Source organism: Martinezella sp. CNPSo 3795 (assembly GCF_057784475.1).
In genome coordinates, this window is the sequence record NZ_JBXSOQ010000001.1 from 419968 (window position 1) to 440558 (window position 20591).

Consider the following 20591-nt stretch of genomic DNA (forward strand, 5'->3'; position numbering starts at 1 on the left):
CATGACGGTTCATCGCTCCGGGAACGGTTGCGCCGCCAGCCTATCTGGTCTGGCTGATCGCGACTTTGCCCTCGCTTGCCTCTTGGCCGACTCGACATACTAGTGGTGAAACGCGCCGCTATCGGCGATTTATGTTGACGACAAAACGTTGACGATTTATCGATATATTGTCATCGTTGTTGGTGTCGTTCTGCTGGAGGCGGGTTTGTCGGAGAATATTTCGGGTCGTTGGGATTTCTGGATCGACCGCGGCGGCACCTTTACCGACGTTGTCGGGCGCGATCCGTCCGGCGCTCTCCACGCCCGCAAGGTCCTCTCTGAAAATCCGGAGGCTTACCGCGACGCAGCCGTTCACGGCATCCGCCTGCATCTTGGTCTTGGCAAAGGTGAGCCGGTTCCCGAAGGTGCAATCGGCGAGGTCCGCATGGGCACGACGGTCGCCACCAATGCTCTGCTCGAGCGCAAAGGCGAGCGCCTCGCTCTGGTAACGACAAAGGGTTTCCGTGACGCGCTGCGCATCGGCTACCAGGAACGCAAGAAAATCTTCGCGACCGAGATCGTCAAACCGGAAGCGCTCTATGAAGATGTCGTCGAGATCGAAGAGCGCGTGCTTGCCGACGGTACCGTCGAATTGGCTCTGGACGAAAAGGCCGCCGAAATGGCGCTGCGTGACCTTCTCGCCAAAGGTTATCGCTCCGTCGCCATCGTCTTCATGCATGCCTATAAATTTCCGGCGCATGAGGCGGCCGTTGCCCGGATCGCAAGGTCGATCGGCTTCGAGCAGGTCTCGGTCAGCCATGAGGTTTCGCCGCTGATCAAGCTCGTCGGCCGCGGCGATACGGCTGTGATCGACGCTTATCTCTCGCCGGTTCTCGGACGCTATATCCGCCAGGTCTGTGATGAGCTCGATGTCGAGCGGACCGGCGCGCGCGTCATGTTCATGATGTCGTCGGGCGGGCTGACGGCGGCAGACATGTTCCAGGGCAAGGATGCCATTCTCTCAGGCCCCGCCGGTGGCGTTGTCGGCCTTGCGAAGACCGGTGAGCAGGCGGGCTTTGCCAATGTTATCGGCTTCGACATGGGCGGCACCTCCACGGATGTGGCGCACTTCGACGGCGAATATGAACGCGCCTTCGAGACGGAAGTGGCCGGCGTACGCGTCCGTGCGCCGATGATGCTGATCCATACCGTGGCCGCCGGTGGCGGCTCGATCCTGCATTTCGATGGCGATCGCTTCCGCGTCGGCCCGGATTCGGCCGGCGCCTTTCCGGGTCCGGCCTGCTATCGCAATGGCGGTCCGCTGGCCGTCACCGACGCCAATGTCATGGCCGGCAAGCTGCTGCCGGAATTCTTCCCCTCCATTTTCGGACCCAATCAGGACCAGCCGCTCGATGTCGAGACGGTGCGGTCCAAGTTCGCCGCACTCGCAGCCGAAATCGGCGATGGCCGCAGCCCGGAAGACGTCGCCGACGGCTTCATCCGCATCGCCGTTGCCAATATGGTCGAGGCGATCAAGAAAATCTCGGTACAGCGCGGCTATGACGTGACGCGTTATGCGCTCAACTGCTTCGGCGGCGCCGGCGGGCAGCATGCCTGCCTGGTTGCCGACGCGCTCGGCATGAAGAGCATCCTTCTGCATCCGATGTCCGGTCTTCTCTCGGCCTATGGTATGGGCCTTGCCGATATCAGGGCAACGCGCCAGAAAGCGCTCGGCGTTTCGCTTGATGATGCCGCACCCGTCGCCATTGCAGCGCTCGGTAGCGAATTGCGCGGCGAATGCGTGCCCGAGTTGGAAGCCCAGGGCGTCGCAACGGGCGACATCAAGACGGTCCAGCGCGCCCATATCCGCTATGCCGGCACCGATACCTTGTTGGCGGTCGAGACGACTTTCCCCGAAATCGACGATCCCGCGCGGCTGCGCAGCCAGTTCGAAACGCTGCACAAGCGCCGCTTCGGTTTCGTTGCCGAGGACAAGCCTCTGGTCGTGGAAGCCGTCGAGATCGAAACGATCGGCGGTGCTGCTGCCGATATCGCAGTCGAGCTTGAAGCGGCGGCCGAGGGTGAGGCGCAAGCTGCAAGGCGCACCGCCTTCTACTCAAACGGCGAAAGTCACGATGCGGCCGTCGTCCTGCGTGAGGCGATCAAGCCGGGCCAGACTGTCACCGGCCCGGCCATCATCATCGAGCCGAACCAGACGATCGTCATCGAGGATGGCTGGCAGGCGCAGCTGACCACAAAGGATCATATCGTTCTCAAGCGCATCAAGGCGCTGCCCGAGCGCAATGCCATCGGCACCAAGGCCGACCCCGTCATGCTGGAGATCTTCAACAATCTCTTCATGTCGATCGCCGAGCAGATGGGTATGACGCTGCAGAACACCGCCTATTCGGTCAATATCAAGGAGCGGCTGGATTTCTCCTGCGCCGTCTTCGATGCCGAAGGCAATCTGGTCGCCAATGCGCCGCATATGCCGGTTCATCTCGGCTCAATGGATGCCTCCGTTGCGACCGCGATCCGCGAAAATGCCGTCATTCATCCGGGCGATGTCTTCCTGATCAATGCGCCCTATAATGGCGGCACGCATCTGCCTGACCTCACCGTCTGCACCCCTGTCTTCGATGATGCCGGTCAGAAGATCCGCTTCTGGGTTGCCAGCCGCGGCCATCACGCCGATATCGGCGGTATCTCGCCGGGATCGATGTCGCCGCTTGCCACCCATATCGAGGAGGAAGGCGTCTATATCGACAATTTCAAGCTGCTTGATCGGGGCCGGTTCTGCGAGGTGGAGCTTACCAAGCTGCTGACGGGTGCCCGCTATCCTGTGCGCACGCTGGCGCAGAATATCAATGACCTCAAGGCCCAGGTTGCCGCCAATGAAAAGGGCGTCGCCGAGCTGAAGAAGATGATCGCGCTCTTCGGCGAAGATGTCGTCGATGCCTATATGGGCCATGTTCAGGACAACGCGGCGGAAAGCGTGCGGCGTGTCCTCGATCGTCTGTCGGACGGCGAATTCAGCTATGAGATGGATCAGGGCTGCAAGATCGTCGTCAAGATTTCGATCGACAAGGACAAGCGCGAGGCGACGGTCGATTTCACCGGCACATCGGCGCAGCGCCCCGACAATTTCAATGCGCCGCAGCCCGTCACGCGCGCTGCCGTCCTCTATGTCTTCCGCGTTCTCGTCGAGGCGGATATTCCGATGAATGCCGGCTGCCTCCGGCCGATCCGGATCATCATCCCCGAAGGCACGATGCTGACGCCGAAATATCCGGCTGCCGTCGTTGCCGGCAATGTCGAGGTCAGTCAGGCCGTGACCAACTGCCTGTTCGGCGCGGTCGAGGCGCTTGCCGCAGCCCAAGGCACGATGAACAATCTGACCTTCGGCAACGATGCCTATCAATATTACGAGACGATCTGCTCCGGCGCGCCGGCAGGACCGGGCTTCAACGGCGCCGATGCTGTGCATACGCACATGACCAACTCGCGCCTCACCGATCCCGAAATCCTTGAGACGCGGTTCCCCGTCGTGCTGGAGGATTTCCATATTCGTCCGAATTCGGGCGGGCGCGGCAAATGGAACTCCGGCAACGGCACGCAGCGCACGATCCGCACGCGTGAGAAGCTGGAATTCGCGATCCTGTCGGGCCATCGGCGTGTGGCGCCCTTCGGCATCAAGGGCGGCGAAGCCGGACAGACTGGCCGCAATTATGTCCGCCGCAACGATGGCAGGATTGAAGAGCTGATCGGCTCGGCCCATACCGTGCTCGAAGCTGGCGAAGCCTTTACGGTCGTCACTCCCACCGGCGGCGGCTACGGAAAACGGGAGGAATAGCAATGTGATGCCGGGTCGAGCGGCCTTGATCGCTCGGCCCGTCGAATCTGCTGGGCCTTGATCCGGTTCGAAGGAGTTTTCAGGTGACGTCCGAGGAAAAGAGCAAACGACGCGAGTTGATCGTATCATCGGCCCATCTTGCCGGCGGCAGCTCGCCAGCCTTGTCGGAGCTGGAATACGGGTCGATCCTCTTTTCCCATGCCTTCAATCGTTGGCTAGTGCGCTGCATGGCAGCGGCCGGCGTGCCCGGTCTTTCACCGATCGAGATCCTGATCATCCATTCCGTGCGGCATCGCGACCGGCCGAAGACGCTCGCCGATCTCTGCCTCGTCCTCGATATTGAAGACACGCATGTTGCCAATTACGCCATCAAGAAGCTCGAGGCGGCAGGCCTCGTCAAGAGCGGCAAGGCCGGCAAGGAAAAGACCATCCGGGTGACGGATAAGGGCTTGGACGCGCTGAAGCGCTATACCGAAATTCGCGAGCGGCTATTGGTTGAGGCAACGAAAGTATCGGGTCTCTCGCAAGACGATCTCTCCGATATCGCTTCGCATCTAAGGGCATTGTCCGGCTATTACGAACAGGCGGCGCGGTCGGCCGCCACGCTCTAGGATAGACGCGCGCAAGTCTCGGCCAAATCTTCTCAGTCTCTCGCACAGGTTCGCATCTTGTTGTGGTCTAATATAGATTAGCCCATCGGGACCACACGCAAATTCCCCCTCTTATCTATTCTGCCATTTCATACCTATATTAGGCCTGTGCGATCCGTTGGCGACAATCCGCCCAACGATCTGTGTCGGCTGACCGATGAGATCCAGTTTTTACCACTGCACGACTTTTAGAAATTGCTGGCTTCGCACGATAGCAAAAGTGTGCTTTTTTTGACCGAAAGGGGAATGGTGTAAAAACTTCCATGAACAACGATAGTTTTGAGCTGAAATTTTGGGGCGTGCGGGGGAGCATCCCTGTATCGGGACCGGAATTTGAGCGGTACGGCGGTAACACGTCGTGCATTGAGTTACGGCATGACGGCAGGCATATCTTGTTCGACGCAGGGACCGGTTTGCGCGAAGCGGCGGCATCCCTTGCCAAGGAGGAGGTCCGCAACATCGATCTCTTCTTCACCCATTCGCACTATGACCACATCATCGGCCTGCCTTTCTTCAACGCGATATACGATCCACGCGTTAGCGTCGATCTCTGGTCGGGCCATCTGGCCGGCAAAACGACGACGCGGCAGCTGATCGGCCAATTCATGCGGCCGCCATGGTTCCCCGTCGAACCCGACATCTGTCGGGCGACGATGAATTTCCGCGATTTTGCCGCCGGCGACACGTTGAAGCCGCATCCCGGCATCGTCATTCATACGACGAGGCTGAACCATCCCGGCGGCTGTATCGGCTATCGCATCGAGTGGTCGGGGCGAGTGATCGCCATGGTCTATGATACCGAGCATGTGGCGGGCCGTCTCGACGAGGCGGCGCTTGAGCTGATGGCGGATGCCGATCTTGCCATCTACGATGCGACCTATCTCGAAACGGAGATGCAGAAATATCTCGGTTTTGGCCATTCTACATGGCAGGAGGGCATCAAGCTCGCGAAGAAGGCCGGTGCCAAGCGGCTTGCCATGTTCCATCATGCGCCCGGCCGGACGGACCGGGAACTGGATGACATGCAGCGCGATGCGCAGAAGAGCTTCCCCGAAGCGTTCTTCGCCTTTGACGGGCAATCGCTGCAGCTCTGAGACACCGTTTGGCTAGAAGTGTCCGTTATTACACGGGGTAACAACCCTTTGACTGAAACGGCTTTCGGGAGGTTGAAGAGATGGCCGTCAAGCGAATGGACAATGTCGGAATCGTCGTCGAAAACCTGGCAGGGGCGATTGATTTTTTTCGCGAACTCGGCCTCGAGCTCGAAGGGCAGGCGACGATTGAGGGAGAGTGGGCCGGGCGTATCACCGGCCTAGGCGATCAGCGCGTCGAAATTGCCATGATGCGCACGCCGGACGGCCACAGCCGGCTCGAGCTCTCCCGTTTCCTTGCGCCGGCCGTCGTCGCGGATCATCGCAACGCCCCGGTTAACGCTTTGGGTTATCTCCGCGTCATGTTTGCCGTGGACGACATCGACGACACCCTTGAAAGGCTTCGCGCGCGTGGCACGCAGCTCGTCGGCGAAGTCGTCCAGTATGGCGACGCGTATCGCCTCTGCTATATCCGCGGACCTGAAGGACTTCTCATCGGGCTCGCCCAGGAACTCGGCGCGTAGCTGAACGACTAATGTACGAAGTCGCCGACCGGCCGCCATTCGATGGCGGCATGGTCGGCCGTCTCCTCAAACAGCGCCTCCACGAAATTCCAGGCGAGATCGTCATGGGCGAGATGGTGCGTCATCACCCCGATCGGTTCGTCATGGCCGTCGAAACGGATCCGGAGTTCTTCCACGAGACGTCCGATTACTTCGGCATGCGGTAAACCACCACGTACGCCGTGCCATCTCATGATGTCGATATGGGTGTTGATCAAGCCGATGGGGGCCTGTTTTGCCAGTCCGAAAACGGAGACGGCGCGATAGCCGAAGGGGGCGAGATGTGGCAACAGCGCATCATCGATCCGGTTCCACGGCGGGACCAACAGCGGCACGAACTGTTGTGGGTAAAGGGTCTTCAGCTTATCGAAGCCGCGGTGCAGCTCGTCGAGCACGATCGACTGCGGCCGATGCAGACCGAGCTCCTGCTTTTTGGTTTCGTCAGGAGCATAGTTTTGATGCGTCCAGCCGTGCACCGTGGCGGTGATGTGGCTTTCCCGCGTCAGACGTTCGGCGAGTGCCTCGCCCGTCGGTCCCGGAATGATCGCCAGAGCCATCGGCATGTCGAAACGATTGGCAAGCGACAGAAGCCGGTCGAGGGCAGGGGTCGGCTCGATGGCGTCGTCGTCGCGGAACCAGAATTTCACCTTCCGTCCCGCCTCGCTCCATCGCCGCAGTTCGTCACGCACGGGCTGCCAATCGGCTCTATCGCTCATAATAGGTGTCTCCCAAATGGTTTCGAAGAATGGTTTCCAACCGCCGCGCTGCGGCGGTCAGCGAGCGCTCCTGATGCACGAAGTCATAGGCTGCGTCTGCCATGGTCTGCCGCAGGTTCTGATCGTTCAAAAGTCGAGCGATGGCACTGGCATAGGCCTCGATATCGCCCTCTGGTGTTAGAAGTCCGGTCTTGTCCGCCATCACCACCTCCGGCACGCCGGCCGTTGCCTGCGCGACGACGGGCAGGCCCGCCGCCTGCGCCTCCAGATAGGCGAGGCCATAGGCTTCGTTGCAGCCGGGCCAGACATAAAGACCGGCGGCCGCCAGTTCTTGCGCGATCTCTGGGGTGGAACGCTCTCCGCGCCAGATGATGCGGCTTTCGCCGAATGTGGAAAACAACGACCTTGCCTCGGCCCGCATCGGCCCGTCGCCAATGATGGTCAGGATCCAATCCTGATCGCGGATAAGATCGAGCGCACCCGCCAGCATGGCGTAGCTGTCAAACTTGTCGCCCTTCCGTAGCATTGCCACTGTAATCAGCCGTCGCGGATCGGAGGACGAGCGGGCGAAGGGTGCGGTATCGATGAAGGGCAGGAAGCGCTCGTAGCGGGCATCGGGGATCGCATCGAGCAAACCAAGCCGGTCCCGCTCGGTAAAGCACAGATTGACGGCGGCAAGCCTTACCGCATCGGCGATAAGGCGCTGGTTCTCGCTCCAGCCGGTCTCGTCATGACGGCGAGAGTAGGAGGCCTCGGCCGTCACATAGGGAATGCCCAGCGTCCTGGCGACGCGTGGACCGATGAGATCGGGTGTCTTGTAGTAGGGATGATAGGTGAACCACAGATCGGGTGCCGCCTTGTCCCGCCATTGCTCCCGCAGTCGGCCCATCTCGCTCTCCGCCTGCCGGGCGATCTCCGCGCGTGAGTCGGCTTCCGGGGTAAGCGTGAAGCTGCGCAGTTCGGACGCGACTTCGACCTCATGCCCGGCCATCTTCAATGCTGCGATGATCTGGCGCGCCATCAGCCGGTCGCCGGATGGGACCGGATGGGCAGGCGACTTCAAGGGAGCATAAAAGGCAATCTTCATGATGTCGTCGCACAGTTGACGATTAAGTGATGGCAGGAACCCGAATCGTGAGAGGATTGCCCGAATTCCGACCGGTTGCGTGACAATAAGGTCCCTGCTTCAAAAAGCCGCATCCTCGACAGTATGCGGTGTTGCGGCTACTGCATAATTCCTTAAATCGGAATCGATTTGAGGATAAAATTATGCAGCAGGTTAAAAGTGCTTCAGCGATTTTTGCGCGTCATATATGACGCGCGCCGCTGTAGATAAATAGGCGATAGCCGTTTTCGGATCTGTTGTGAACGGGCAATATACATTGGGTTTGATGACCATCGAGGCAAGAAAGCCAATCATAACCGATCGCCTCGTGCGAAAGCTCCGTCTCGGCTCCGGTCTGATCGTTTTTGCTTTCGTCATCATGCATCTGGCCAACCATTCCCTCGGTCTGATCTCGCTCGGCATGGCCGAACGTGCGCAGCATTGGTTCATGGCGGTTTGGCGCAATCCGGTCGGAACCGTGCTGCTCTATGGGGCACTGATCCTGCATATCCTGCTCGTGTTGCGAATGCTCTACAAGCGCAGGACGCTTGTCATGCCCGCGGGCGAGGCTTTTCAGATCGTTACCGGTCTATTGGTCCCCCTCCTGCTGATCGACCATATCGTTGCGACGCGCATCGTTCATGAGGTCTATGGCTATCACGATACCTACAAGGCGATCGTGCGCAGCCTGTGGGTGACGTCGCCATTCAACGGTGTGCGCCAGTCGCTCGTCCTTCTGATCGTTTGGCTTCATGGGTGTATCGGCGTTCATTTCTGGCTGCGCTACCGCCCCTGGTACATGGTGATCGCGCCCGTCATGCTGTCGCTCGCCATTGTTCTGCCGATCCTCGCTTTGCTCGGCTTTGCCGCAATGGGCAAGACGGTGGCACATGAGGTCGCCCAGGAGGATGAGCGCGGCTATCCCGGCGGCTATTACAGCGACGTTCGAAGCTTTGGCGAGTCAGGCTCGGCGCCTGGCAGTAAAATGGCGGAAGACTTGTTGCCGTACCGCGCCGGATTCTATGGCGCCTTCAGCCTGTCGATCGCCGCCCTTTTCGCCTTCCGGGCACAGCGCAGGCTAAAAGAGCGGCAATATCAGGTCGCCATTCGTTACGCGGGCGGGGAAGTCGTGCACGCGCCGCGCGGCTTCAGCGTGCTCGAGGCAAGCCGTCTCGGCGGTATCCCGCATTATTCGGTCTGCGGCGGCAAGGGGCAATGTTCCACCTGCCGCGTGCAAATCATCGAGGGAGCGGAAAACCTGCCGCCGCCCGAGCCGTTGGAGCAGAAGACCCTGAACCGTATCGGCGCCACGCCGGATGTCAGGCTTGCCTGTCAACTGCGTCCGACCGGAAACGTCAGCGTTGTGCCGCTGCTGACGCCGATGGCCGAGGCGACGATTCCGGTCTACACGCAAACGGCAAGTCCCGGCCGCGAGCGCGAGATCGTCGTCTTCTTCTGCGATCTGCGCCATTTCACGTCGTTGACGGAATCGCGGCTGCCTTTCGACATCGTCTTCCTGCTCAACCGCTATTTCGCGATCGTCGGCCGTATCATCGAAGAAAATGGTGGCCGGATGGACAAGTTCATCGGCGATGGCGCCATGGCGCTCTTCGGCCTTCGCACGACCCCGAAGGAGGCCAATCGCCAGGCATTGAAGGCCGCCGCGGCGATCATCCGCGAGATCGACAAGCTCAGTGCGGAGCTCGCTGATGAACTGGCTGCCCCACTCGAAATCGCCATCGGCATCCATACCGGCCTCGCTGTGGTGGGCTCGATGGGGTATGGCACCGTCAAGAACGTGACGGCAATCGGCGATACGGTCAACGTCGCCAGCCGCCTTGAGAGCGTCGCCAAGGAGTTCAATACCGCGCTCGTCTTTTCAGAACCGGTGGCGCAGCTTTCGGAAGCAGATATTGCCGGCACAGAAAGCCGGGAGATTGCCGTCAGAGGCCGGGGTGAGCCCTTGCGGGTCTACATCGTTTCGAAAGAGGCGAGCGCCCACTTTGCCTGATTTTCAGAGCGTAGCGGCATCGTCGACCTTGTCCGTTTGCAATGCAATGGCGCCGGTGTAGAGATGGCGCTCATGTTCGATCGTAGGATTCTCACAAAAAAATACTGGAGACGGGCTTTTCGCCGCAAGCGGGATGCGATCGCCACGCGCTTCTTCGACACCAGGCTGGGCCGGGATATCCTCGTCAGTGCGATTGGGCCTCGCGTCAAGATGATGACGGTCGATTGCGGGGATCACGTCCTCAGTTTCTCGCCGGCCGACTATATCGGCCGCAAGGTTTTTCGCAAAGGGCATTTCGAGCGCGACCATGTCGACCGCTTGCTGAGCGTATTGCGCGAGCGCGGCTTACTACGCAAGGGCTCGGCGCTGCTGGAACTCGGCGGCAATATCGGCACGCAGACCTGCTATTTTGCCTTGAGCGGCGCCTATGATCGTATCGTCAGCGTTGAGCCGGATCCGCGCAATTTTCGCCTGCTGGAGGCCAATATCGCCGACAATGGCCTGCAGAATATGGTGACGGCGGTCAATTGCGCCGCCGGCGATCGCGAGGGGCAGCTCGATTTCTATCTCAACCACAAGAATCATGGCAAGAGCAGCGCATTGCGGCAGAGCGCGACCGACGAGAAGATCTCGGTGCCTGTCCAGCCGGTCGGCGATATTCTCCTGCAGGCGGGCGTCGATTCCGCCGATATCGGGCTGATCTGGATGGACATCGAGGGCTATGAGCCGGTTGCCTGTCGTTCGATGGGTGCGCTGATGGCCTGCAAAGTGCCGCTTTATATGGAATTCACCCCGGCCTTCTACGGCAAGGATCAGACCAAAGACTTCATCGCCGATCTCGCCGGACACTATAGCGAATGTCTTGCGTTCTTCGAAGACGGCGAGCAGGTCATGAAGGTGGTCGAACTGCCGGTCGAAGGCGAACAGTTCGACGTTCTGTTTCTGCACTGAGCCTATTTGCGCCGATAGATGAAATAGCGGCCGTCCTTGACGGTCGAGGGCAGGGGCAGCGCCTCGAGATCTGGATGATCGAGAGGAAGGCCGCTGACCGCAAGCCCGCCCGGTGCCAGCACCCCAGCCATGATCTCGGGCAGCCAGGTCAATGTTATTGCATCCTTGTCTTCGTAGCCGGTGCCGATATCGGCATGGGCGAGCGAGGCATTGGCGCCGATGAAGGTTTTCGCCGTGTCCCTGATTTCGCCGAGCACAAGATCGTCGGCCGATGGCATCGAAGGACCGTAGGCATTGACCGTCCGGTCGAAGGCAATGATGCGGCGATCGGGAAAAAGTTCGCGCAGGTGATCGAAGGTGCGGCCATTGCCAAGACCGAGCTCCAGCACGGGGCCGGCAAGCGTTCTCACCTCGTTGGCAACGGTATTTAAGATATCGCGCTGCGCGCTGAGGCGGCGAATGAAACTATCGAGGCGGCTCATCGTATTTGAAGTATCCTTGGCGTCTTGTGCCTCTCCCGCAGTGGGCGTAGCACGGCGGGTATTGCGGCGTCGACCACCCGCTAGATTTTCGGCGCATTTGCTGTAGGGATAGATTGTCGCGGCGCTCAATGAAGGGGGACATCATGGCCGAGCCATCCAATGATGATTTCTTCCATAAGCTTGCGGGTTTCACGCGTTTCGAAGGCGTGACGGACAGCGCCAATTACCAGCCCCTACCGGATGACTGGCTGATTGCGATCGCCGATATCGTCAGCTCCACGAAGGCGATTGCCGCCGGACATTACAAATCGGTCAATATGGCAGGCGCCAGCGTGATTTCCGCCGTACTCAACGCTTTGGACCGAGGCGACTATCCCTTCGCCTTCGGCGGGGATGGTGCATTGGTCGCCGTCCCGCCTTCCGGCGCGGAGCAGGCGCGACAGGCGCTTGTGGCGGTACGAGGCTGGGTGATGGAGGAGCTGCAACTCGATCTGCGCACGGCTTTGGTGCCGATGAGCGCCATTCGCGGGGAAGGGTTCGACGTGCAGGTCGCGCGGTTCAACCCGAGCGACCATGTTTCCTACGCCATGTTTTCCGGCGGCGGCACGAGCTGGGCGGAACGACAAATGAAGGCAGGACGCTTCATCGTCGAAGACCAGCCGGAGAAGGAGGAGCCAGATCTCACGGGCCTTTCCTGTCGTTGGAACCCGATCAAGGCGCAAAATGGCGAGATCGTCTCCATCATCGCCATTCCCGGCGAGGGTGGAAACGGTCCGCAATTTCAGCAATTGGTCGCCGATATCATCGCGATCTCTGCAGAGCAGAGCCGCGACGGCCACCCTGTCCCGGTCGAAGGTCCGACGCCGGCATTGAGTTTCGGTGGCGCCGATATCGAAGCGCGGGCTTTGGCCACCCCGGCCAATCGCTGGTGGCGAAAGCTTGCAATTGACGCGCAGGTCATTCTGTTGTGGGTTCTCTCTAAGTTCGGAGCGAGGGCTGGAAGCTTTGATGTCAAGATCTACCGGCGTGATCTCGCAGCGAATTCCGATTTCCGCAAGTTCGACGACGGTCTGAAAATGACGATCGATGTCGACGCCATGCATCTTGAGCGTATCGAGGCGCGCTTGCGTCAGGCCGAGGCGGAGGGTGTCTGCCGTTTTGGTCTGCATCGCCAGGATAGCGCGTTGATGACCTGTTTCGTGCCTACCCCGCTGATGCGCGACCACATGCATTTCATCGACGGGGCGAGCGGGGGTTATGCGATGGCGGCCATGGCGCTGCGGGAAAAGAGGCCGCCCGAGCTTGCCGCGAGCGAATGATCTTCGATTGCCACGCGCAGCTGGCCATGGGTTTCAGTCGTGATTTTTATCGACCCATTTCGGTTTAGCCCATTGTTTCAGCTGAATATGCGCCTTATCTGAAAGAGAACAAAACGAGAGTCGCCGATTGCGACGGCTGTCGTTGTGCTGCATTTCTGGTGCGGGGGCGTGAGAGATGCAGTCGATTTTCTGGTGTCCGCGCGATCCAGGGGTAGCAAGGGAACGCGCTGGTGCCGTTGAATGATTGTTTCATCCAGCCTTGAACAATAGGCCGGAAATTCCGGAAGTGGACGTCGGCGAAAGAGCCGGTGCTCCATGGCCGGCGAGACATCGGGCATTGCAAGATAGGCCGCGGGGACAATGACTATCCATTCGAGTGTTTCTGATCTTCTTCTCGATAAAGTAGCGGAATGGCTGACACAGGCGGCGCTCACGGGCGAGAACCTGGAGACCATCATTCGCGGCTTCTGCGAACGCATGGCTGCGACGGGGATGCCGCTCAAGCGCGTGCATTTGACCTTTTCCATGCTTCATCCGCTCTATGATGCGCTCGGCTTTACCTGGCGGCGTGCCGGCGGTCTGATGATCGAGGGCTATCGGCATGGGAACGAGAAACCGGAACGCTTCGTGCAGAGCCCCTACTACTATCTCTTGTCCAACAATCTTCAGCACCTGCGTCGCCGGATCGATGTCGACGGTGCGGTCGAATTTCCGATTTTCGAGGATCTGCGCAAGGAGAAGGTCACCGACTATATGGCCTTCGTGCAGACTTTCGGCGCGGGCTCGGTGCAGGGGATGATGGGTTCCTGGTCGACCGACAGCATCGGCGGTTTCAGCGAAGAGATGATCGGCGCGCTGATGCGCATGCAGAACCATCTGGCCATGGCCGCCAAGATGGCGGTCCTCGGCAAGCTCGCCAACAATATGCTGACCACCTATCTCGGCGGCGATGCCGGAAAGCGCGTGCTGAACGGCCAGATTCGCCGCGGAGACGGCGAGACAATCCGCGCAGCCCTCGTCATGGGCGACATGCGGCAATCCACAGTTTATGCCGAAAAGGAAGGGCGCCAGGCCTATATCGATACGCTCAATGAGTTCTTCGACGCGATCGCGGCGCCGTTCAATCGCAATGGCGGCGAAATCCTGAGCTTCCTTGGCGACGGATTTCTCGCCGTCTACCCATGCGGGCGGCACAAGGACCCGTCAAAGGTGGCTTGCGAAGCCGCACTTTCGGCTGTTTTCGAGGCGCAACGCCGTGTCAAGGCACTCAACAGCGATCGCCAGTCGCGCAATTTGAGCGAAGTTCGCTATGGGATCGGCCTGCATGTCGGCAACGTCATGTTCGGCAATGTCGGCTTGAGGGACCGGTTGACGTTTTCCGCATTCGGCGCGGCGGTCAATGAGGTCGAGCGCCTACAGTCGCTGACCAAGAAATATGGGACCGAAGTCGTCGCGAGCCAGGCATTTTCCAGCTACACCGATTGCGAATGGGGAAAACTTGGAGAGGAGAAGCTGCGCGGTGTGCGTCAGCGCTTCACCGTCGTCTCCCCGAAAGCGGCGACGCCATCCAATGGCGCGCTCGAGACCTTTCAGGAGACGGCACCAGACAGCCTCTCCGAGGCCGAACAGGTCATTCTCTTGCATAGGGACGCCAAGAAGTTCGAGAGCCGTCTTCAAGTCGAAAACCTGACTCCGTGACTGCGCATGCCTCGCGCTTCAGCATAAGCCGATATATCACTGGAAAGGCGACAGTTTTTTTACAGTCTCCGCATTGCTTTGACCAGCTAGACACCCGTTATGGCCTACGTTAGTGTGCCGTCCAAGGCCACAAAGGTCATGTGAGCGGGAAGTAATATGTATGGCGTCAGGGACTGATCTACTGCGTATCGAGAACCTCGACGTCTCGTTTTCCCTTTACGGAGATAGTCTGCGCGTCGTCAAGAATGCCGGCTTGAGAGTGCTTCCAGGCAAGGTTACGGCGCTCGTCGGCGAATCTGGCTCCGGCAAGTCGATCATCAGCCAATCGATCATGGGCATTCTCCCAACGGCGGCAAAGGCGACGGGCCGGATTCTCTTCACCGATCCGCTCAACGGTCTGACGACCGATATTCTCCAGCTGCCGCGCGACGGCGCCGCGATCCGCGGGCTGCGTGGCGCGCGCATGGCAAAGATCTTCCAGGAGCCGATGACCTCGCTGTCGCCGCTGCATACGGTCGGCAACCAGATCAGTGAAGCGCTTCGCATTCACAGCGCAGGCACCAGTAGAGCTGAGCAGCGCGAAAAGACGGAAGAGATGCTGAACCTCGTCGGCTTTCAGGACCCGGTTCGCACTTTCGACATGTATCCCTTCGAACTTTCCGGAGGCATGCGTCAGCGCGCGATGATCGCCATGGCGCTGATCTGCAATCCGGCGCTGCTGATCGCCGACGAGCCAACGACGGCATTGGATGTCACCATTCAGGCGCAAATTCTCGGACTGCTGCGCAATCTCCAGCAGACGTTCAACATGGCAATGTTGCTGATCACCCACGATCTCGGCGTGGTTGCGAACATGGCCGATGAGGTCGTGGTCATCTATCACGGCGAGATCATGGAAGCAGGTCCCGTTGAGACGATCTTCCGTCAGCCGCAGCATCGCTATCTGAAGGCGCTGATGTCGGCGGTGCCGCATTTCGACATGAAGCCGGGAGAGCGATTGAAATCTTTGCGGGATGTCCCGGTCAATCTCGGCACTTTCTCGGGGAAGAAGAAGCTTATCGGCAACGGTGTGCCGGCTGCGGGCACCGCACTCGATGTCCTGCTCAGCGTGCGCAATCTGACCAAGACCTACACCTCGAAGGCCGGTGGGCTGTTCGGGCGGCGGGATGGCACGAAGTTCCGTGCGGTCGATGATGTCAGTTTCGATATTCGCCGCGGCGAATGTCTCGGCCTGGTCGGGGAAAGCGGTTGCGGCAAGACGACCGTCAGCAAGATCCTGATGCGGGGTGTTACCGCCGATAGCGGTTCCGTCACCTTCGATGACGGCAGCGGCAAGATCGATGTGCTTGCCGTCAAGGGCGATGAATTGATGGATCTGCGCACGAAGATCCAAATGGTTTTCCAGGACCCGGTCTCTTCGCTTTCTCCGCGCATGACCATCCGCAACATCCTGAGCGAACCCCTGGAAATCCACGGGCGGGGCGAAAGCGACGAGCGCAAGGAGAAAGTCACGGCGCTGATGCAGGCGATCGGGCTCGACAAGCACTATCTGAGCCGCTATCCGCACAGCTTCTCCGGCGGCCAGCGCCAGCGCATCGGAATTGCGCGCGCATTGGCGCTTGGGCCAAAACTTCTGATCCTCGACGAGCCCGTCTCGGCTCTCGACGTGTCCGTCCAGGCGCAGATTCTCAATCTCCTCAAGGATCTGCAGAAAGAACTCGGCCTGACCTATCTGTTCATTTCGCATAATCTGGCGGTGGTCGACTATATGGCTGATCGGATTGCCGTCATGGCGCGTGGACGCATCGTCGAAATCGCGCCGCGCGAGATCATCCTGCGCGATCCCGTTCATCCCTACACGCGCTCGCTGCTTGCGGCGGTGCCATTCCCCGACCTGGACCGGCCGCTGGATTTCTCCGCCCTGGGCAGCGAAGGCGCCGCGGCCAAGCAGAAATGGGGGCCGCAATTCTCCGAGGGATCAGACGGAGATCTGGCCTATGCCGATTTGGGCGGGGGGCATTTCGTGCGCGCCCGCCGGGGCCTCGGTGCCCGGGAGCTGCGCAAATGATCAATCGGCGCACTTTTCTTGGCCTTTTGGCCTCTACCGTTCTGCCTCAGCCCGTTCTCGCAGCCGACATCGACAACGAGCCGGAATATTTTGCCGATTGGCTGAGGGCGGGTCAGATGCCGCACCTTGCCAAGCGTTTGCCGAAATTCCCGCGCATCGTCAACGTCGCGGCCATGGGCCGTACGCCGGGTCAATATGGCGGCTCCGTGCGCACCATTGTCGGCAGCCAGAACGATATCCGCTTCATGACGATATACGGCTATGCCCGTCTCGTCGGCTATGACCGTACCCTGTCGTTGCAACCTGATATTCTGGAGTCATTCACCTCCGTCAACGACATGGTTTTCACCTTCAAGCTGCGCGACGGACATAAATGGTCGGATGGGCATCCTTTCACGGCCTATGATTTCCGCTATTGGTGGGAAGACGTCATCCTCAACAAGGAACTGACACCGGGCGGCGGCGCCTTGGAGTTGCGCCCGCACGGCAGCCTGCCGCGCTTCGAGCTGCTCGACGAACTGACGGTGCGTTATTCCTGGGATGATCCTAATCCCGATTTCCTGCCGATCCTTGCGGCGCCGCAGCCGCTCGTCATTGCCGGCCCTGCGCATTATCTGAAGCAGTTTCACAAGAAATATCAGGACAGCATTCGCCTTTCCTCGCTGATGAAGGAAAACCGCGCCAAGAAATGGCAGGACCTTCATATCAAGATGGCCCGTTCCTACCGGCCTGAAAATCCCAACCTGCCGGTACTCGATCCCTGGCGCAACACGACCGCCCCACCGGCCGAGCAGTTCGTCTTCGAGCGCAACCCCTATTTCCATCGCGTCGACGAAAACGGCCGCCAGTTGCCCTATATAGACCGGATGATCCTGAACATCAGCTCTTCCGCGATCATCGCTGCCAAGACCGGCGCGGGAGAAAGCGATCTGCAGGCAAACGGCATAGATTTCAACGACTATACCTTCCTCAAGGAAGCGGAGAGGCTGCACCCGATCAAGGTCAATCTCTGGAAGGCGGCGCGTGGGTCGCGGGTCGCACTGTTTCCCAATCTGAACAGCGCGGATACCGTATGGCGAGACGTTTTGCGCGATGTCCGGGTGCGGCGGGCCCTGTCGCTGGCGATCAATCGCCATGAGATCAACATGGCCGTCTTCTATGGCCTCGGCACTGAAAGCGCCAACACGGTCCTGCCAGACAGCCCTCTCTTCAAGCCCGAATATGCGGCGGCCTGGATTGCGTACGATCCGGATCAGGCCAATGTGCTGCTGGACGCCGCCGGTCTTGCCAAACGCGATGAAGACGGCGTTCGCCTGTTGCCCGACGGGCGGCGCATGGAGATCACGGTTGAAACACCGGGCGAAAGCCCGCTGGATGCGGACGTCCTCGAACTCGTCACCGATCACTGGCGCAAGGTCGGCATTGCGCTGTTCACGCGTGTATCGCAACGCGACATTTTCCGCAGCCGCGCCATGGGCGGGCGTATCCTGATGTCCTTGTGGTACGGCCTGGACAATGGCGTGCCGACAGCGGACATGAACCCGGCGGAACTGGCGCCGACAACCGACGACCAGATGCAGTGGCCGCTCTGGGGCATGTACTATCTTTCGCGTGAGACGCAGGGCGTTGCGCCCGATGTTCCGGAGGCGGCCAAGCTCGTCAAGCTGCTCCGCGAATGGGAGGCGGCCGCCTCTTCCTTCGAGCGCGCCGAGATCTGGCACGAAATGCTGTCGATCTATACGGACCAGGTTTTCTCCATCGGCCTCATCAACGCCACGCTGCAGCCGATCGTGCATTCGGCGCGCATGCAGAACGTGCCGGAGAAGGCGCTTTACGGTTTCGATCCAACCTGTTTTCTCGGTGTCTACATGCCGGATACCTTCTGGATGAAGGAGGATCGCCGGAATGCTTAGATATATCCTTTGGCGCATCGCGGTGATGATCCCGACCCTGATCGTCATTTCGATGCTGGTCTTCACGATCATCCAGCTTCCGCCTGGCGATTTCTTCGAAAGCCAGATCGCCGAGCTGCGCGCCCAGGGCGAGACGGCGAACCTTCAGGAGATCGAGAATCTTCGTCACGAATACGGCCTCGATCAGCCTATGCCGCTTCAATATGTCCATTGGGTTGCCGGAATGCTGCATGGCGATTTCGGTTATTCCTTCGAATATCAGCTGCCGGTTTCGGATGTCGTCGGCGACCGCTTGTGGCTGACCATTCTCGTATCGATGACGACGATTCTCGTGACCTGGCTGATCGCCTTCCCGATCGGCATCTATTCGGCGACTCATCAATATAGCTGGGGCGATTACGGCCTGACTTTCCTTGGTCTGCTCGGTATCGCCATTCCGAATTTTATGCTGGCGCTGATCCTGATGTATTTCGCCAATGTGTGGTTCGGCGTGTCGATCGGCCATCTGATGGATCAGCAATATCTCTCGCAGCCGATGAGCTGGGAAAAGGCGCGCTCGATCCTGTCGCATCTGTGGATTCCGGTCATCATCGTCGGCACGGCAGGAACGGCGGGCATGATCCGCCGCCTTCGCGCCAATCTGCTCGACGAGATGCAGAAGCAATATGTCATCACCGCACGGGCAAAGGGGTTGCACCCCCTGAAGGCTCTGGTGAAATATCCGCTGCGCATGGCGCTGAACTTTTTCGTCGCCGATATCGGCTCCATCCTGCCGTCGATCATTTCGGGCGCTGAGATCACCGCCATCGTGCTGTCGCTGGAGACGACCGGCCCAATGTTGATCCGGGCCCTGCAAAGCCAGGACATGTATCTTGCCGGTTCATTTCTGATGTTTCTCGCCTTCCTCAATGTTATCGGCGTGCTGATCTCGGATATCGCGCTCGGCTTTCTCGATCCCCGCATCCGCTTGCAAGGCAGGAGTACAAAGTGAGCGTATCTCTGCCAAAACCCGGGGCTCCCCTGGAGCATTACGTCTCGAACGCGGATTTCGATCCGGATCAGTTCGAAGCCATGTCGGCCGGCCAGCAGCGCTATTACATGGCTTCGCAGAAGAAGCTGATGTGGTGGAAGTTCAAAAAGCACAAGCTTGCGCTCGCCTCCGGTATCTTCCTGCTGCTCGCCTACGGCATGATCCTGATTGCGGAATTCCTGGCGCCCTACGGTCTGCACAGCCGCAATGTCGATTACATTCATTCGCCGCCGCAGATGGTTCATTTCTTCGACAAGGGCGAGTTCGTCGGACCGTTCGTCTATGGCCGGAAAATGACGCTCGATATCGATACGCTGCGTCGGATCTATACCGAAAATCCTTCCGACGTGCAGCCGATCCGTTTCTTCTGTCGCGGCGATTCCTATCGTTTCTGGGGCTTGGTGGATTCGAACCTTCATCTGGTCTGCCCTTCCGTCGGCGGGCAAATGTATCTGCTTGGAACCGATCGCCTGGGCCGGGACGTGCTGTCGCGCATCATTTACGGCGCGCGCATATCCCTGACGATCGGGCTGATCGGCATAGCGATCAGCTTCGTGCTCGGCGTCGTCATCGGCGGTCTGGCGGGCTATCACGGCGGTCTTTTCGATCTCCTCGTTCAGCGCGTGATCGAGGTGCTGCAATCACTGCCGAGCCTGCCATTGTGGATGGCGCTGGCGGCGATCATGCCCGTGAGCTGGAGTCCGATCATCGTCTATTTCGGCATTACCATTATTCTCGGCATTCTCGACTGGACCGGCCTTGCACGCGCCGTGCGCTCGAAGCTTCTGTCCCTGCGGGAGGAAGACTACGTGCTCGCCGCGCAATTGATGGGCGCAAGCACACGCCGCATCATCGGCCGTCATCTCGTTCCCGGCTTCATGTCGCATCTCATTGCCACGGCGACGATCTCTGTTCCCAGCATGATTCTCGGCGAAACCGCCCTTAGCTTTCTCGGATTGGGGCTTCGCCCGCCAATCACGAGCTGGGGCATTTTGCTGACCGAGGCAAGAAGCGTCAGCGTCATCGCCTTCTATCCATGGCTCCTTTTCCCTATGATCCCGGTGATTTTGGTCATTCTGGCGTTCAACTTTTTAGGAGACGGCTTGCGCGATGCCGCCGATCCCTACAAATAGCAGGATGAACGGCGAAGACAGGATTGCAA

At 59.6% G+C, this 20591-nt stretch carries 15 protein-coding genes; 12 read left to right on the plus strand and 3 right to left on the minus strand.

The window, feature by feature from the left end:
• Positions 1-205 precede the first annotated feature (205 nt).
• From AC13QY_RS02035 to AC13QY_RS02050, 4 genes are all read left to right on the plus strand, one after another.
• Complete coding sequence (locus tag AC13QY_RS02035; RefSeq protein WP_113351043.1) at positions 206-3832, plus strand: hydantoinase B/oxoprolinase family protein; 3627 nt, start codon at positions 206-208, stop codon at positions 3830-3832.
• Between the two features lie 83 nt (positions 3833-3915).
• Positions 3916-4443: a winged helix DNA-binding protein gene (locus AC13QY_RS02040; RefSeq protein ID WP_069610284.1), complete on the plus strand. Its 528-nt coding sequence runs from the start codon at positions 3916-3918 to the stop codon at positions 4441-4443.
• 302 nt (positions 4444-4745) lie between these two features.
• Complete coding sequence (locus AC13QY_RS02045; protein ID WP_113350636.1) at positions 4746-5576, plus strand: MBL fold metallo-hydrolase; 831 nt, start codon at positions 4746-4748, stop codon at positions 5574-5576.
• An 80-nt stretch (positions 5577-5656) separates the two neighbouring features.
• Positions 5657-6097, plus strand: coding sequence for a VOC family protein (locus tag AC13QY_RS02050; RefSeq protein WP_113350635.1), 441 nt, complete (start codon positions 5657-5659; stop codon positions 6095-6097).
• Positions 6098-6105: 8 nt separating this feature from the next.
• Here the strand turns inward: AC13QY_RS02050 and AC13QY_RS02055 are convergent, their stop codons facing one another.
• A complete protein-coding gene (locus tag AC13QY_RS02055; RefSeq protein ID WP_113350634.1) occupies positions 6106-6852 on the minus strand; it encodes a polysaccharide deacetylase family protein in 747 nt (248 codons plus the stop codon).
• Complete coding sequence (locus AC13QY_RS02060; RefSeq protein WP_113350633.1) at positions 6842-7939, minus strand: glycosyltransferase family 4 protein; 1098 nt, start codon at positions 7937-7939, stop codon at positions 6842-6844. The genes AC13QY_RS02055 and AC13QY_RS02060 overlap by 11 nt, the downstream gene beginning before the upstream one ends.
• A gap of 304 nt (positions 7940-8243) precedes the next feature.
• Here AC13QY_RS02060 and AC13QY_RS02065 point away from each other — a divergent pair, with 304 nt between their 5' ends.
• A complete protein-coding gene (locus AC13QY_RS02065) occupies positions 8244-9968 on the plus strand; it encodes an adenylate/guanylate cyclase domain-containing protein (RefSeq protein ID WP_113395014.1) in 1725 nt (574 codons plus the stop codon).
• A gap of 72 nt (positions 9969-10040) precedes the next feature.
• Positions 10041-10919: an FkbM family methyltransferase gene (locus AC13QY_RS02070; protein WP_113350631.1), complete on the plus strand. Its 879-nt coding sequence runs from the start codon at positions 10041-10043 to the stop codon at positions 10917-10919.
• Between the two features lie 2 nt (positions 10920-10921).
• Here the strand turns inward: AC13QY_RS02070 and AC13QY_RS02075 are convergent, their stop codons facing one another.
• The gene (locus tag AC13QY_RS02075; protein ID WP_113329599.1) at positions 10922-11401 is read right to left on the minus strand and encodes a class I SAM-dependent methyltransferase; all 480 of its coding nucleotides are present in this window, start codon (positions 11399-11401) and stop codon (positions 10922-10924) included.
• Positions 11402-11544: 143 nt separating this feature from the next.
• Between AC13QY_RS02075 and AC13QY_RS02080 the strand changes: the two genes are divergently transcribed.
• The 6 genes from AC13QY_RS02080 to AC13QY_RS02105 all read left to right on the plus strand — a co-directional run bounded on the left by AC13QY_RS02080 (position 11545) and on the right by AC13QY_RS02105 (position 20562).
• Complete coding sequence (locus AC13QY_RS02080) at positions 11545-12720, plus strand: DUF3095 domain-containing protein (protein WP_113351042.1); 1176 nt, start codon at positions 11545-11547, stop codon at positions 12718-12720.
• A 360-nt stretch (positions 12721-13080) separates the two neighbouring features.
• Complete coding sequence (locus tag AC13QY_RS02085) at positions 13081-14418, plus strand: adenylate/guanylate cyclase domain-containing protein (RefSeq protein ID WP_113350630.1); 1338 nt, start codon at positions 13081-13083, stop codon at positions 14416-14418.
• A gap of 160 nt (positions 14419-14578) precedes the next feature.
• Positions 14579-16486 (plus strand): ABC transporter ATP-binding protein, encoded by a 1908-nt coding sequence (locus AC13QY_RS02090; protein WP_113350629.1) that lies wholly within the window; start codon positions 14579-14581, stop codon positions 16484-16486.
• A complete protein-coding gene (locus AC13QY_RS02095) occupies positions 16483-18399 on the plus strand; it encodes an ABC transporter substrate-binding protein (RefSeq protein WP_113329602.1) in 1917 nt (638 codons plus the stop codon). Before AC13QY_RS02090 ends, AC13QY_RS02095 begins: the two co-directional genes overlap by 4 nt.
• A complete protein-coding gene (locus tag AC13QY_RS02100) occupies positions 18392-19390 on the plus strand; it encodes an ABC transporter permease (protein ID WP_095437102.1) in 999 nt (332 codons plus the stop codon). Before AC13QY_RS02095 ends, AC13QY_RS02100 begins: the two co-directional genes overlap by 8 nt.
• Complete coding sequence (locus AC13QY_RS02105; RefSeq protein WP_113350628.1) at positions 19387-20562, plus strand: ABC transporter permease; 1176 nt, start codon at positions 19387-19389, stop codon at positions 20560-20562. Before AC13QY_RS02100 ends, AC13QY_RS02105 begins: the two co-directional genes overlap by 4 nt.
• Positions 20563-20591 lie beyond the last annotated feature (29 nt).

Excerpts from the sequence above, each read along its gene's own strand:
- AC13QY_RS02045 (WP_113350636.1), top strand. The coding sequence starts at position 4,746 with ATGAACAACGATAGTTTTGAGCTGAAATTTTGGGGCGTGCGGGGGAGC.
- AC13QY_RS02050 (WP_113350635.1), top strand. The coding sequence starts at position 5,657 with ATGGCCGTCAAGCGAATGGACAATGTCGGAATCGTCGTCGAAAACCTG.
- AC13QY_RS02055 (WP_113350634.1), bottom strand. The coding sequence starts at position 6,852 with ATGAGCGATAGAGCCGATTGGCAGCCCGTGCGTGACGAACTGCGGCGA.
- AC13QY_RS02060 (WP_113350633.1), bottom strand. The coding sequence starts at position 7,939 with ATGAAGATTGCCTTTTATGCTCCCTTGAAGTCGCCTGCCCATCCGGTC.
- AC13QY_RS02065 (WP_113395014.1), top strand. The coding sequence starts at position 8,244 with ATGACCATCGAGGCAAGAAAGCCAATCATAACCGATCGCCTCGTGCGA.
- AC13QY_RS02070 (WP_113350631.1), top strand. The coding sequence starts at position 10,041 with ATGTTCGATCGTAGGATTCTCACAAAAAAATACTGGAGACGGGCTTTT.
- AC13QY_RS02075 (WP_113329599.1), bottom strand. The coding sequence starts at position 11,401 with ATGAGCCGCCTCGATAGTTTCATTCGCCGCCTCAGCGCGCAGCGCGAT.
- AC13QY_RS02080 (WP_113351042.1), top strand. The coding sequence starts at position 11,545 with ATGGCCGAGCCATCCAATGATGATTTCTTCCATAAGCTTGCGGGTTTC.
- AC13QY_RS02085 (WP_113350630.1), top strand. The coding sequence starts at position 13,081 with ATGACTATCCATTCGAGTGTTTCTGATCTTCTTCTCGATAAAGTAGCG.
- AC13QY_RS02090 (WP_113350629.1), top strand. The coding sequence starts at position 14,579 with ATGGCGTCAGGGACTGATCTACTGCGTATCGAGAACCTCGACGTCTCG.
- AC13QY_RS02095 (WP_113329602.1), top strand. The coding sequence starts at position 16,483 with ATGATCAATCGGCGCACTTTTCTTGGCCTTTTGGCCTCTACCGTTCTG.
- AC13QY_RS02100 (WP_095437102.1), top strand. The coding sequence starts at position 18,392 with ATGCTTAGATATATCCTTTGGCGCATCGCGGTGATGATCCCGACCCTG.